Consider the following 14,742-nt stretch of genomic DNA (forward strand, 5'->3'; position numbering starts at 1 on the left):
CCGAGAGACGACACAGGGTCGACAGACAGCACAGCAAGGAGCACAACCGTGACAGAGCACGTCGAGTGGAGCGAGCCGGAAGCCGCTGCCCCCGCCGCCGGCGCCGCCGTCACGCCCGCCGACGCCGCAGACGCCGCGCGTCTGGTGGCCTTCGGCCTCCAGCCGAAGCTCCAGCCCGCGCGGGACCAGGAGTACACCGAGCTGCTGCGGCGCTACCGCGAGGACCCGCCGTTCGCACGGCTCGCGGACGCCGTGGCCGCCGGGCTCGGCCTGGTCGTGCTGGAGGTCTCCCCGCGCGCGGGGATGGCGGTGACCGCCGCGGAGGACTCGGTGTTCGCCGTGCGCATGGGCGACTACTCCCGCCGAACCTCCGCCGACGGCGGCGACCGGTTCCTGCACGGCCTCGCCCATCTCGCGGTCGCCGCCATGGCGTTCCCGCGGCCCGAGGACCTCGCCGATGACGGCTACATCGGGCGCGTCTCCGTCAACGGCGTCGACGCGTTCGTACGCCAGGCCTGCCGACGGCTGGAGGAGCGGGCCGAGATCCAGGGCGAGAACACCGATCCGGCCACCGACGCACCCGGTCTGGAGGCCGCCTGGCGGATCTGGGCCAGACGCACCGCCACCGGCGCCACCAAGGACGCCCGCCGGCTCGCCGGGTCGACCACCGGCATCGTCGGCAAGGCCGTCGCGTTCCTCACCGACTCCGGGTTCCTCCAGCGGACCGGCGACGACAACGGCGGTACGTACCGCACGACGGCCCGCTACCAGCTCCAGGTGCGGGACATGGCGGGCAGCGCCGCGCTGGCCGAGCTGCTGGAGCTGGGCGTCGTCCCGGTCACCGACGGCTCGGCGACGCTGCTGCCGCCCGAGGAGACCGACGACCTGGACCTGGTGGCCGACGCCGGACTGCCGTTCCACTCCGCCTGAACACCCCCCACCTGCCGAAGACTTACGAGAGTCCGCCATGTACGAGCTGTCCCGGGTCCGCCTCTACTCCATCGGTCCCGCCGGTGCGCGCTACGCCGACACCGTGCTTGACCTGCGGGGCGTGGGCGAGCCCGTGCCCGACCCCGCCCCCACCCAGGCGGAGTTCTTCGAGGAGGAGCCCGTCGGCCCGCCGCGCCGGCCCGCGCCCGCGGGCGTGCTCTTCCTGGAGAACGGCGGCGGCAAGTCGGTGCTGCTCAAGCTGATCTTCTCGGTGATGCTGCCGGGCCACCGCAACACCCTGGGCGGTGCCAGCTCCGGCGTGCTGCGCAAGTTCCTGCTGGCCGACGACTGCGGCCATGTCGCCCTGGAGTGGCAGCACACGCTGACCGGTGAGTGCGTGGTGGTCGGCAAGGTGAGCGAGTGGCGCGGGCGGCAGGTCTCCAACGACCCGCGGAAGTTCGCCGAGGCCTGGTACTCCTTCCGGCCAGGGCCCGGACTCTCGCTGGACAACCTGCCCGTCGCCGAGTCCACCGCCGTACGGCCGCCCGTCGAGGGCGCGTCCGGCGCGCAGGGGCGGCGGCGCACCATGAAGGGCTTCCGGGACGCGCTCACCGAGGCGGGGAAGGCGTATCCGCATCTGGAGGTGCACTGGGAGGAGATCCACGACCGGTGGATCGAGCACCTCGGCGACCTCGGCCTCGACCCCGAACTCTTCCGCTACCAGCGAGAGATGAACGCCGACGAGGGCGAGGCCGCGGGCCTGTTCGCGGTGAAGAAGGACTCCGACTTCACCGACCTGCTGCTCCGCGCGGTCACCGACACCCGGGACACCGACGGGCTCGCCGACCTGGTCAGCGGCTTCGGCAACAAGCTCGGCCGGCGCGCCGAGCTGATGGCCGAACGGGACTTCACCGCCGGGTCCGTCGATCTGCTCGGGCGGATCGTGGAGGCCGCCGAGGCGCGCTCACGCGCGCGTGACATCCACGCCGGGGCCGAGCGCCGTACCCGGACCCTGGCCCGGAGGCTGTCCGCGCGCGGCGTCCAGGAGCGGGTGCGGGCCGCGGACCTCGCCCAGCGGGTGACCGCCGCCGCCTACGCCGTCACCCACGCCGAGTCAGGGCGGGGGCGCAGCGCGTCGATCGCCGCCGAACTCGCCTACCGGCACGCCTCGCTGGCCCTCGCCGCCGCCGAGAAGTCGGCCGCCGCGCAGAAGCGCGAACTGGCCGAGGCCCGCACCCTGCACTCCGCGTGGCAGGCCGCCGAGGCGGTGCTGCGCCACCGCGCCGCCGCCGACCGGGTCGCTCGTGTGGCCGCCGCCATCCAGGAGGCCGAGCGCGACGCGGCCCCCGCCCTCGCCGCCCGCGCGAAGGCCGCCGTCGATCTCGTACGCGCGCTGCACTCGGCCGCGGAAAGCGCCGAGACCCTCGCCAACGAGGGCGAGGAGCGGTCCGCCGCGCTCCAGGAAGCCGGCGAGGCCGCCCACCGGGACTCCACCTCCGCCGCCACCGAGGCCCAGCGCGCCCGCAGCGAGATCGGGCACCTCAAACAGCGGCTCAGCGAGGTCGAGCAGGAGACCGCCGAGGCCGTGCGGGCCGGCTGGCTGGACGACAGCGCCCCCGACGCCGACCCTGCCCGCGCCGCGCTGGCCGCGAGCGACGCCGAGAAGAGCGCCGTAGCCGCCTGGGACACCGCGCGGGAGGCCTCCCGGCGGGCGTCGGAGCACGCGCGCGAGGCGGCCGGTACGGAGTCCCGCGCGGAGCTGACCGCGGCCCGCGCGTCCGACGCGGCGACGGCGGCGGAGCGGTCCTACGAGGCCGAACGGCGGCTCGCCGAGGCACTGGCGGCCGAGGAGCGGCTGGCCGAGCTGCTCAGCCTGACGGGGGAGGCCCGGACCACGGTTCCGCACCCGCGCGGGGAAGACGGGAGGGCACTGAGCCCCGAGGAACTCGACCGCTTCGCCGACGAGTTGCGTGAACTCCTCGACGACGCCGTCTCCTCCGCCGAGCGGCAGCTCTTCGAGCTGCGGACCGCCGCGGCCGACGACTCCCGGATCCTCGGCGCCCTCGGCGACGGCGGACTGCTGCCGCCGGGACCGGATGTGCTGGCCACCGTGGAGTTCCTCGGCGAGCACGGCATCCCCGCGCTGCCCGGCTGGCGCTACCTCGCCCAGGCCGTCGACCCGGTCGACCACGCGCGCGTGCTGGCCGCCCGGCCCGAACTGGTCGACGGCGTGATCATCACCGACCCCGACACGCACGCGCGTGCCCGCGAGACGCTCAACGACGCGGCCCTGCTGCCCCGCTCGGCCGTGGCCGTCGGCACCGCCGCCGCCCTCCTCGCACCCACGCCGGGCGCCGACGCATCGAGCGGCGACGTCTTCCTCGTACCGCCGAACCCGGCCATGCACGACGAGCACGCCGCCGACGAGGAGCGGCAGGCGCTGAGGGCGCGGGCGACCGAGCGGGACGGCGAGATCCGCACGCTCGCCGCCCGGCTCGGCAAGGACCGGGAGCTGGCCGCGCGCCTCGCCTCCTGGCGTACCGGCTGCCCGGCCGGACGGCTGGTCGAACTGGCCGAGGCCGCCCGGGAGGCGCGCGCGTTCGCCGAGGAGGCCGAGGCCGAGCTGGCCGAGGCGCGGACCGTACGCGCGGAGGCCGACGAGGCCGCCACCGAGGCAGGCCAGGTCCGCGATGAGCGGCAGGAGGCCGCGCAGAAGGCCCGGCGCGCCGCCGACGCCCTCGCCGGGCTCGCCTTCCGGCTGCGCGAGCGGGCCGGCTGGCAGGCGAAGCTGCGCGAACTCGCCGACGAGGCCACCGAGTCGGAGGCCCGCGCCCAGACCTGCCTGGAGCGGGCCCGCGCCGCCGACGAGGACCGGCGCGCCGCCCAGCGCGCCGCCGACGACGCCCGCCGCACCGCGCGGGCCCTGCGTGCCGAGCGCTCCGAGATCGCGGGCGCCCCCGACGACGTACCGGAGGCCGACGCGGACGCCCCGAAGGCGTCGCTGCCCGCCCTGCGCGAGGCGTACCGGGCTGCCTCGCAGGTGTACGAGAAGGTCGGCGTCGGCGCCGATCTGCGGGCCGAGCAGGCGCGGGCGGAGAGCGACGAGAGCGCGGCGCGCGCGGAACTGGACCGGCTCAGCAACAAGGTCCGTACCCGCGCGGAGCAGTTGCTCCAGTCGCCCGACGGCTCCGACGGGCCGTCCCGGCAGGCGGCCGTCGCCCGCGCGGAGGAGCTGGTGCAGCTCCTGGAGACGCGGATGTCGACCGCGAGCGAACAGCTCGGCCGACTGCGCGGCGAGGCCGAGCGGCACGCGCCCGAGGACGGCGAGGCGCACACCGAGCTGTCCGAGGAGCTCCAGCCGCGCGACGCCGAGCACGCCCAGGCGCTGCTGCGCACGGCCACCGCCGAACTGGCCTCGCGCACCGAGGCGTTGGGCCAGGCCCGGGAGGCGCACTCCGAGCTGCTGGACGCCCACCGCGCCGCCGAGGACGCGGCCGGCGGCTTCGACGAGATCGCCGCGATGCTCCGCGACCTGCTGCGCGAGCACGCCACGGACGAGGAGCAGGAGGAGCCCGAGCCGTACCCCGGCAGCCCGGAGGAGGCCCGGCAGTCCGCCGCCGAGGCCCGCCGCTCGCTGCGCGGCTGCGCCGCCGACCTCTCCGCCGCCGAGTCCGCCGTGCGCGAGGCGAGCGATGTGCTGGTACGGCACGCCAACGCCACACGGTACGAGCAGGTACGCACCCCCGCGCGGCAGCAGATCCGCGAGTTGCCCGCCTCCGCGCTGCCCGAGCACGCACAGAAATGGGCCGACGCCTTCGCGCCCCGACTTCGGGTTCTCACCGATGAGTTGGAGCAGTTGGAGCGCAACCGCGACTCCATCGTGGACCGGCTGCGCGGCCTGGTGGAGTCGGCGCTCGCCACGCTCCGCTCGGCCCAGCGGCTGTCCCGGCTGCCCGAGGGCCTCGGCGAGTGGTCGGGACAGGAGTTCCTGCGCATCCGCTTCGAGGAACCGGACCAGGCCACGCTCACCGAGCGGCTCGGCGAGGTGATCGACGAGGCCACCCGCGCGGCGGTGAAGAAGAACTCCGACCTGCGGCGGGACGGCATGTCCCTGCTGCTGCGCGGAGTTGGCGCCGCCCTCCAGCCCAAGGGCGTAGCCGTCGAGATCCTCAAGCCGGACGCGGTACTGCGCGCGGAGCGTGTGCCCGTCGGGCAGATGGGCGATGTGTTCTCCGGCGGGCAGCTCCTCACCGCGGCCATCGCGTTGTACTGCACTATGGCCGCCCTGAGGTCGAACGACCGGGGCCGCGACAAGCACCGGCACGCGGGCACGCTGTTCCTCGACAACCCCATCGGCCGCGCCAACGCGACCTATCTGCTGGAACTCCAGCGAGCGGTCTCGGACGCCCTCGGCGTGCAGCTCCTGTACACCACCGGCCTGTTCGACACCACCGCGCTCGCCGAGTTCCCGCTGGTCATCCGGCTGCGCAACGACGCCGACCTGAGGGCGGGCCTGAAGTACATCAGAGTGGAGGAACACCTCCGCCCGGGCCTTCCGCAACAGGCCCAGGCGGAGGAGGCGGTCCACAGCGAGATCACGGCGACACGGATGTACAAGAGGCCGCAGGGCTGAACAGTGTCCTCCTTGAGCCGACGCTGACTGCCTGAAACAGGGCGACCGGTGATGTTGAGGGCCGAATGAGCGGGGCTGGCCTGATCTGGTGCCTTGTCGCGGCGGGGGACAGTTGCTGGAGCACGCCGCACGGCAGCTGTCGGCCCCGTGGGAGGGGTGGCTGACGGGCCCGGATCTCAGCTCAAGGATGCGACAGTTGCCCGGCGCCACCCCGCCCGCGTATCCGCTCCTGGGTGCGTTCGGCCGTCCGTGCCTGGCGTCGGGCCCTTCGGCGCTCTCGGCGCAGGGCCCGCGCGGTGCTGGCCGGGGTCGAGACCACGCCGTGGCGCTGGTTCCACACCTGGCGGGTCACCCAGACGTCCAGCGCGGCCCAGGTGGCGACCACGGTGCTGGCCACGCCGCTGAGCACCATGGGGAAGGCCAACCAGGATCCGGCCAGGGTGCACAGGAAGGCCACCATGGCCTGTATCAGCGTCACCGCGATGATCAGGACCGCGCGAACCGCCGCTGTCCGCACCGGATCGGGCATCCGGCGTCGCCGCGCCGGCTCCTCGATCCACAACGGACGGTAAGGCGGCTGCGCGAGCGCCTCTTCGTAGGACTCATCCCCCTGGTCGGACCGGGTGACCTCGGCGTACGCCGCCGACTTCACCCGCGCACCCCGCACCACCTCGCCCCGGTCCGGACCCTGGCGCACCGCCACATTGCCGTCGTCGGGCGCCTCGCGCCGCTCCGCCGTGCCCATCACCGTGTCACTCCCCACCGCCGACAGCCCGCTCGCTTCCGAGTCCGAAGACCCGGCTCCCCAGTGGCTGCCCGGCTTGCGCTGATTTACGCCGCCGGGAGGCTGGATGCGGCTCCTGTGGCCGATTCCGCCCCCGTTTCCCATAGGTAAGGACGAACGGCATCGCTCGAAGATTCCCAACGAGGGAAAAATTCCGGCCAATTGGCGCCGCGGATGAGTGGCCCCTGTTCGACCGGTCGACGCCGGATTCCGGGAGGCAATCTCCCCCAATGACCGGACAACTCCCCATGTCTCGCCCCCGGTGCGGAAGTTAGGCTTCCGGACGGCTCTTCGAGTTACCTGTGCGTCGGTAGTAGGCTCGCGCCGTTTGTTGACGCACATGTGTACCCCCGTCCGGTGGGGGTCGAGCTGGGGGAGGCCATGCGCTTTCGCGGGAAGTCCATCCGCCGGAAGATCGTGGCGTTGCTTCTCGTGCCGCTGGTGTCCCTGACCGCCATCTGGGGTTTCGCCACGGTATTGACGGGTCGCGAGGCGCAGCAGCTGTTCAACGTGTCGTCCGTCGTGGAGAAGATCGGCTACCCCATCGAGGACACGGTCCGTGTCCTCCAGCAGGAACGTCGCCAGACTCTCGTCCACCTCGCCGACCCGCGCGCCTCCGACGGGCTTGCCGCCCTCAGGCGCAGCCGCAGCGCCACCGACGAAGCCGTCGCCGAGATTCGCAAGAACGCCAAGAACCCTGATGTACGCGACGCGATGGGCCAGGGCACGGACGAGCGCCTCACCGCCGTCCTGGACGCCTTCGACGGCATCACCTCCCTGCGCCGCAGCGTCGAGGACGGCACCGTCAACCGTGCGACCGCTCTGAAGCTCTACAACAGCCTGGTCGACCCGTGCTACGTGTTGCTCGCCAACCTCCATGTCGTCGACAACGTGGAGATGGACAAGCAGTACCGAGCCCTGGTCAACCTCGCGCGCGCCCGCGAGCTGCTGTCCCGCGAGGACGCCCTCCTCGGTTCCGCTCTGATCGTCGGCAGGCTGACCCGCGAGGAGGTCCGCGAGGTCTCCGACTACGCCGCCCAGCGCACGCTGCTCTACGAGGTCAACCTTCCTCTGCTGCCGTCCTGGGAGCGGGACCGCTTCACCCGCTTCTGGAAGAACGCCGCCAGCGCACCCCTGCGCGTCGCCGAGGAGTCCGCCGTCTCCACCGGGGCCGGCACGCCCAGCGGTGTGACGGCGAAGAGCTGGGACACCGCTGCGGGCAATGTGCTCGAAGAGGTCGCCGAGCTCAACGACCAGGCGGGCGACCGCTACCAGGACCGCGTCCGGCCGGTCGCGATGGGCGTCATCGCCAAGGCGGCCGTCGCCGGAGTGCTCGGTCTCGTCGCCCTGCTGGTCTCGCTGTTCCTGTCCGTCCGCATCGGCCGCGGCCTCATCCGCGACCTGCGCCGGCTTCGGCTGGAGGCCCACGAGGCGTCCGGCGTCCGGCTGCCCAGCGTGATGCGCCGCCTGTCGACGGGCGAACAGGTCGACGTCGAGACCGAGGTCCCGCGTCTGGAGTACGACAGGAACGAGATCGGCGAGGTCGGCCAGGCCCTCAACACCCTCCAGCGTGCCGCCGTCGAGGCCGCCGTCAAGCAGGCCGAGCTGCGCTCCGGCGTCTCCGAGGTCTTCGTCAACCTCGCCCGCCGCAGCCAGGTGCTTCTCCACAAGCAGCTCACCCTCCTCGACACCATGGAACGCCGGACCGAGGACACCGACGAACTCGCCGACCTGTTCCGCCTCGACCACCTGACCACCCGCATGCGCCGGCACGCCGAGGGCCTGGTGATCCTCTCCGGCGCCGCTCCCTCCCGGCAGTGGCGCAAGCCCGTCCAGCTCATGGACGTGGTGCGGGCCGCCGTCGCCGAGGTCGAGGACTACGAGCGCATCGAGGTGCGCAGACTGCCCCGGGTCGCCGTCACCGGGCCGGCCGTCGCGGACCTCACCCATCTCGTGGCCGAACTCCTGGAGAACGCCACCGTGTTCTCCCCGCCGCACACCGCCGTCCAGGTGCTCGGCGAGCGCGTCGCCAACGGCTTCACCCTGGAGATCCACGACCGCGGACTCGGCATGGCCGCCGACGCGCTGCTGGACGCCAACCTCCGGCTCGCCGAGACGCCCGATTTCGAGCTGTCCGACACCGACCGGCTCGGCCTCTTCGTGGTCAGCCGCCTCGCCCAGCGCCAGAACGTCCGTGTCTCCCTCCAGCCGTCCCCGTACGGCGGCACCACGGCCGTGGTGTTCATCCCCGACGCCCTGCTCACGGACGACGTGCCGGACACCAACGGCATCGGCTTCCGCCTGGACCGCCCCGGCCCTTCCAAGGAGGCCGAGCTGGAGGAGACCCGCAGGCTGGAGGAGAGCCGACGGGCCGCCCTGGCCCAGGTGCCCGTACCACTGCCGGGTCTGCCCACCCAGCTCCTGGACGGTCCGGTCGAGCTGGAGGCACCGGTCGACCTGGACGCCCTGAGCGACTTCCCGGACCCGCTGGACGAGGATGCCGACGAACGCGGCGGGCTGTTCCGCCCGCGCCGCTCGCACCTCTCCCGCGCGGAGGACGCCACCGCCCGACCCGACGCGCCGCACTCCGGTGGCCCGGATCCGGCCGCGCCCGGCGAACAGCTCGGGGCAGCGGTCCCGCTGCCCCGGCGCGGCACGCCCAAGCTGGTCAGCTCCCACGGGCGCCCCGTCACCGAACAGCGTCCCCGACGGGACGAGGCGGCGGACGGGCCCTCGGCGGGCGCCGGCCGCCCCCAGCCCGACGGCCCGGCACCGTTGCCGACCCGGCGCCGAGGGGCCTCACCCTTGCGCCGTGGCCCCGGCGGACCCGATCCGGCGACGGAGCGGACGGACACCGGCGACGCGGCCGGACGTGACCTCACGGGGGAGCCCCCGGCGCTGCCCCGGCGCACCCGGCGTGCCGAGATCGAGTCCAGCAACCCCAGTTCTGCGGACCGGCGCCCGGCGTCCCTGCCGCAGCAGACCGGCTCCGGTACGGGTCCGGACCCCGTACCGCAGCCCGGAGCGGGAGCGCTGCCCCGGCGCGTACGCCAGGCCAATCTGGCCCCACAGCTCAAGCGGGACCCTGCCCGACCGACGGAGAGCCCGACTGAGCCCTCCGAGCGGGATGCCGATGAGGTACGCAGCCGCATGGCCTCGCTCCAGCGCGGCTGGCAGCGCGGCCGCGAGGAGAACGCCGCGGGCGATGACGCCACCAGCGGCACAGCACCACGAGGAACGACTAAGGGGGACGGTCGATGACCGCACCGAAGGTGACCGACCACACCACGACCATCGCGTCCGGCGAGCTCAACTGGCTGCTGGACGACCTGGTGGACCGTGTCGCCAGCATCCGCAAGGCCGTCGTGCTCTCCGGTGACGGACTGCCGACGGGTGCGTCCAAGGACCTGACCCGCGAGGACAGCGAGCATCTGGCCGCCGTCGCCTCCGGCTTCCACAGCCTCGCCAAGGGTGTGGGCCGCCACTTCGAGGCCGGCAGCGTCCGGCAGACGGTCGTCGAACTCGATGACGCCTTCCTGTTCGTCACGGCCGCCGGGGACGGCAGCTGCCTGGCGGTTCTCTCGGACGCCGACTCCGACGTCGGCCAGGTCGCGTACGAGATGACGCTCCTCGTCAAGCGAGTCGGTGTGCATCTGGGCGCCGCTCCGCGCACCGATCTGCCCGCGGGCGGGTAGTGGGATGACATGAGCGCAGACGGTCAGGGAAGAAGCCACTGGTTCGACGACGAGGCCGGACCGGTCGTCCGTCCGTACGCGATGACGCGCGGCCGCACCACCAGTGCGGCCCAGCACCGCCTCGACCTCATCGCGGTGGTCGTCACGGAGTCGCAGGCGGACGATCCGGAAGAGGACTCGACACTGTCCCCCGAGCATGTGGACATCGTCGAACTGTGCCGTGACGCCCCGCAGTCGGTCGCCGAACTCGCCGCCGAACTCGACCTTCCCATCGGCGTGGTGAGGGTCCTCGTCGGGGACCTCGTGGCCGGGGAACTCGTGCACGTCAACCGGCCGGTCCCCCCTGCGGAACTGGTGGACGAGAGTATTCTGCGCGACGTGATCAACGGCCTCCGGGCGCTGTGACCGGCGCGGAAGCGGGGTACTGACGTGACAGGCTGGCAATTCTGGGTCGACCGAGGCGGCACCTTCACCGACATCGTCGCGCGGCGCCCCGACGGCCGGCTGCTCACCCACAAGCTCCTCTCGGAGAACCCGGCGCGCTACTCCGACGCGGCCGTTGCGGGTGTACGCCTGCTGATGAACGGCTCCGAGGAGCCCGTCGAGGCCGTCCGCATGGGCACCACCGTCGCCACCAACGCTCTCCTGGAACGCAAGGGCGAGCGCACCGTCCTGGTCGTCACCCGCGGCTTCCGCGACGCCCTGCGCATCGCCTACCAGAACCGCCCCCGCATCTTCGCCCGCCGCATCGAACTCCCGGAGCTGCTCCACGAGCGCGTGGTCGAGGTCGACGAACGCATCGCCGCCGACGGCACCGTCCTGCGCGCCCCCGACCTCGACGCCCTCGTCGGGCCGCTGCGCCAGGCCTACGACGACGGGATCCGCGCCCTCGCCGTGGTATGCGTGCACAGCCACCTCCACCCCGCCCACGAACAGGCCGTAGGACAACTTGCCGAGCGGATCGGCTTCCCCCAGATCTCGCTGTCCAGCGAGGTCAGCCCACTGATGAAGCTCGTCCCGCGCGGGGACACCGCCGTGGTCGACGCCTACCTCTCGCCGGTCCTGCGCCGCTACGTCCAGCACGTCGCCGACGAACTCCACGGCGTCCGGCTGATGTTCATGCAGTCCAACGGCGGCCTCGCCGAAGCCGGACAGTTCCGCGGCAAGGACGCCATCCTCTCCGGCCCCGCCGGCGGCATCGTCGGCATGGCCCGCATGTCGCAGCTGGCCGGATTCGACCGGGTCATCGGCTTCGACATGGGCGGCACCTCCACCGACGTCTCGCACTTCGCGGGCGAGTACGAACGCGTCTTCACCACACAGATCGCCGGTGTCCGGCTGCGCGCCCCCATGCTGGACATCCACACCGTCGCCGCGGGCGGCGGCTCCGTCCTCCACTTCGACGGCTCCCGCTACCGCGTGGGGCCCGACTCCGCGGGCGCGGACCCAGGCCCCGCCTGCTACCGCGGCGGCGGCCCGCTCGCCGTGACCGACGCCAACGTCATGCTCGGCCGCATCCAGCCGGCCCACTTCCCCCAGGTGTTCGGGCCCGACGGCGACCAGCCGCTCGACGCGGACCTCGTCCGGGACCGGTTCGCCGCCCTCGCGCGGGAGATCCGCGACCGGACCGGCGACGACCGCACCCCGGAGCAGGTCGCCGAGGGCTACCTCCAGATCGCCGTCGCCAACATCGCCAACGCGGTCAAGCGGATCTCCGTGCAGAAGGGCCACGACGTCACCCGCTACGCCCTCACCACCTTCGGTGGTGCGGGCGGCCAGCACGCCTGCATGGTCGCCGACTCGCTCGGCATCCGTACCGTCCTCGTCCCGCCCATGGCCGGGGTCCTCTCCGCCCTCGGGATCGGCCTCGCCGACACCACGGCCATGCGTGAACAGTCCGTCGAGGCCCCCTTGGAAGCCGCCGCCATGCCCGGCGTCCTGAAAACCGCCGACGACCTGGAGTCCGCCGCCCGCTCCGAACTCCTCGCCGAGGACGTCCCCGAGGACCGCGTCCGCGTCGTCCGGCGCGCCCAACTCCGCTACGACGGCACCGACACCACCCTCACCGTCGAGCTGACCGAGCCCGACACCATGCGCAACACCTTCGAAGAACGTCATCGCGCCACGTACTCCTTCGTCCTGGACCGCCCGATCGTCGTCGAAGCCCTCTCCGTGGAAGCCACCGGCATCACCGCACCCCCCGATCTCTCCACCCTGGCCACCCACCAGGGCCGTGCCGTCACCCCCGACACCGTCCGCCTCCACACGGGCGGCGCCTGGCGCGACGCACCCCTCCACCGCCGCGAGGACCTTCCTCCCGGCGAATCCGTCACCGGACCCGCGATCATCACCGAGGCCGGCTCGACGACCGTCGTGGACGACGGCTGGCGGGCCGCGACGACCGACGACGGGCATCTGGTCATGGAACGCGCGGCGATTACACAGAGTTCCGATCTCGACACGAAAGCCGACCCGGTTCTGCTGGAGGTCTTCAACAACCTCTTCATGTCGATCGCCGAACAGATGGGCGCCCGCCTGGAGTCCACGGCCCAGTCCGTCAACATCAAGGAGCGTCTGGACTTCTCCTGCGCCCTCTTCGACCCGGACGGAAACCTGGTGGCCAACGCGCCGCACATCCCCGTCCACCTGGGCTCGATGGGCACCAGCGTCCAGGAGGTCATCCGGCGCCGCGGCGACTCGATGCGGCCGGGCGACACCTACGCCGTCAACGACCCGTATCACGGCGGCACCCATCTACCCGACGTCACCGTGATCACACCGGTCTTCGACGCGACGAGCACGGAGAGTCACCGGATTCTCTTCTACGTCGCCTCCCGCGGCCACCACGCCGAGATCGGCGGCATCGCCCCCGGCTCCATGCCCGCCGACAGCCGCACCATAGAGGAGGAGGGCGTCCTCTTCGACAACTGGCTCCTCGCCGAGGACGGCCGCTTCCGCGAGAAGGAGACCCACAGCCTGCTCACCGAGGCGCCCTACCCCTCCCGCAACCCCAAGACCAACCTCGCCGACCTGCGCGCCCAGATCGCGGCCAATCAGAAGGGCGTCGACGAAGTCGCCCGCATGATCGAGGACTTCGGCCTCGACGTCGTCCAGGCGTACATGCGGCACGTCCAGGACAACGCCGAAGAGGCGGTCCGCCGCGTCATCGACGCCCTCGACAACGGCGAGTACGCCTACGAGACCGACTCCGGCGCCGTCATCCGGGTCAGCGTGCGCGTGGACCGCGAGAACCGATCCGCCACCGTCGACTTCACCGGCACGTCAGCGCAACTGGCCACCAACTTCAACGCACCCTTCTCCGTGGTCAACGCGGCCGTCCTGTACGTCTTCCGCACGCTCGTCGACGACGACATCCCGCTCAACGACGGCTGCCTGCGTCCCCTGAGGATCGTCGTACCGCCCGGCTCGATGCTCGCCCCCGAACCACCGGCCGCGGTCGTCGCGGGCAACGTCGAGACCTCCCAGGCCATCACCGGCGCCCTCTACGCGGCGCTCGGCGTCCAGGCCGAGGGCTCCGGCACCATGAACAACGTCACCTTCGGCAACGAACGCCACCAGTACTACGAGACGGTCGCCTCCGGATCCGGCGCGGGCGACGGCTTCCCCGGCGCGCCCGTCGTCCAGACCCACATGACCAACTCGCGGCTCACCGACCCCGAGGTCCTGGAGTGGCGACTGCCCGTGCGGCTCGACGAGTTCGCCGTCCGGCCCGACAGCGGCGGCGACGGACGGTGGCGCGGGGGAGACGGCGCGGTGCGCCGGATCCGCTTCCTGGAGCCCATGACCGTCTCCACGCTCGCCCAGCACCGCAGGATCCCGCCCTACGGCCTGGCCGGCGGCGCGCCCGGCGCGCTTGGCGCCCATCGCGTGGAACGCGCGGACGGCACGGTCACCGAACTCGGCGGCAGCGACACGGCCGACGTCGGACCGGGCGACGTACTCGTCATCGAAACCCCCGGCGGCGGAGGCTACGGCTCACCGTCGCCCGACCCCCATCAAGCAGGAGAAGAGAAAGATGATCTTCGGGCGTTCTGAGCGCGGCAAGCCCCCGGTCGAGCCCGTCACGCTCAAGATCCTGGTGGCCGGCGGCTTCGGGGTGGGCAAGACCACCCTGGTCGGCGCGGTCAGCGAGATCAGGCCGCTGCGCACCGAGGAGTACCTCACCGAGGCCGGTCGCCCGGTCGACGACACCAGCGGTGTGGAGGGCAAGAACACCACCACCGTGGCGATGGACTTCGGCCGCATCACCCTGCGCGAGGACCTGGTGCTGTACCTCTTCGGCACGCCCGGCCAGGAGCGGTTCTGGTTCATGTGGGACGAGCTCTCCGAGGGCGCCCTCGGAGCCGTCGTCCTGGCCGACACCCGGCGCCTGGAGGACTGCTTCGCCGCCGTCGACTACTTCGAGCGGCGCTCCATACCCTTCCTCGTCGGCGTCAACTGCTTCGAGGGAGCCTCCCGTTACCCGGCCGACGATGTCCGGCAGGCCCTCGACCTCGACGACGACGTGCCGCTCGTGCTGTGCGACGCGCGGGACCGGGAATCCGTCAAGGAGATCCTCATCGGCGTCGTCCAGCACGCCATGGCCCACACCGCGGACCGCAGACAGGCCGTCACCACCTGAACCCGGCCCGCGCACGGCCCGTACCCCCGCCGACCGGGGTACGGGCCGCAGCTGTTGG

At 72.6% G+C, this 14,742-nt stretch carries 8 protein-coding genes; 7 read left to right on the plus strand and 1 reads right to left on the minus strand.

Translation table 11 applies throughout. The annotated features are described in order from the left end of the window. The first annotated feature begins 48 nt into the window (after window positions 1-48). Window positions 49-930, plus strand: coding sequence for a hypothetical protein (locus BN159_RS35635; RefSeq protein ID WP_015661893.1), 882 nt, complete (start codon window positions 49-51; stop codon window positions 928-930). 37 nt (window positions 931-967) lie between these two features. Continuing rightward, window positions 968-5,563 carry a hypothetical protein gene (locus BN159_RS35640; protein WP_015661894.1) on the plus strand — a complete coding sequence of 1,532 codons (4,596 nt, stop codon included), beginning with the start codon at window positions 968-970 and terminating at the stop codon, window positions 5,561-5,563. Between the two features lie 181 nt (window positions 5,564-5,744). Here the strand turns inward: BN159_RS35640 and BN159_RS35645 are convergent, their stop codons facing one another. Beyond that, window positions 5,745-6,308, minus strand: coding sequence for a hypothetical protein (locus BN159_RS35645; protein ID WP_015661895.1), 564 nt, complete (start codon window positions 6,306-6,308; stop codon window positions 5,745-5,747). Window positions 6,309-6,728: 420 nt separating this feature from the next. Here BN159_RS35645 and BN159_RS35650 point away from each other — a divergent pair, with 420 nt between their 5' ends. From BN159_RS35650 to BN159_RS35670, 5 genes are read left to right on the plus strand one after another with little or no spacing between them, the layout of a single operon-like run. Then, window positions 6,729-9,608 carry a nitrate- and nitrite sensing domain-containing protein gene (locus BN159_RS35650; RefSeq protein WP_015661896.1) on the plus strand — a complete coding sequence of 960 codons (2,880 nt, stop codon included), beginning with the start codon at window positions 6,729-6,731 and terminating at the stop codon, window positions 9,606-9,608. Continuing rightward, complete coding sequence (locus BN159_RS35655; protein WP_015661897.1) at window positions 9,605-10,042, plus strand: roadblock/LC7 domain-containing protein; 438 nt, start codon at window positions 9,605-9,607, stop codon at window positions 10,040-10,042. Before BN159_RS35650 ends, BN159_RS35655 begins: the two co-directional genes overlap by 4 nt. Window positions 10,043-10,051: 9 nt before the next feature. Then, on the plus strand, window positions 10,052-10,447 hold the full coding sequence (locus tag BN159_RS35660; protein WP_015661898.1) for a DUF742 domain-containing protein: 396 nt from the start codon (window positions 10,052-10,054) through the stop codon (window positions 10,445-10,447). A 24-nt stretch (window positions 10,448-10,471) separates the two neighbouring features. Next, the gene (locus BN159_RS35665) at window positions 10,472-14,098 is read left to right on the plus strand and encodes a hydantoinase B/oxoprolinase family protein (RefSeq protein WP_015661899.1); all 3,627 of its coding nucleotides are present in this window, start codon (window positions 10,472-10,474) and stop codon (window positions 14,096-14,098) included. Continuing rightward, on the plus strand, window positions 14,079-14,684 hold the full coding sequence (locus BN159_RS35670; protein ID WP_015661900.1) for a GTP-binding protein: 606 nt from the start codon (window positions 14,079-14,081) through the stop codon (window positions 14,682-14,684). The genes BN159_RS35665 and BN159_RS35670 overlap by 20 nt, the downstream gene beginning before the upstream one ends. Window positions 14,685-14,742: the final 58 nt, after the last annotated feature.

Source organism: Streptomyces davaonensis JCM 4913 (genome assembly GCF_000349325.1).
Lineage (GTDB): Bacteria > Actinomycetota > Actinomycetes > Streptomycetales > Streptomycetaceae > Streptomyces > Streptomyces davaonensis.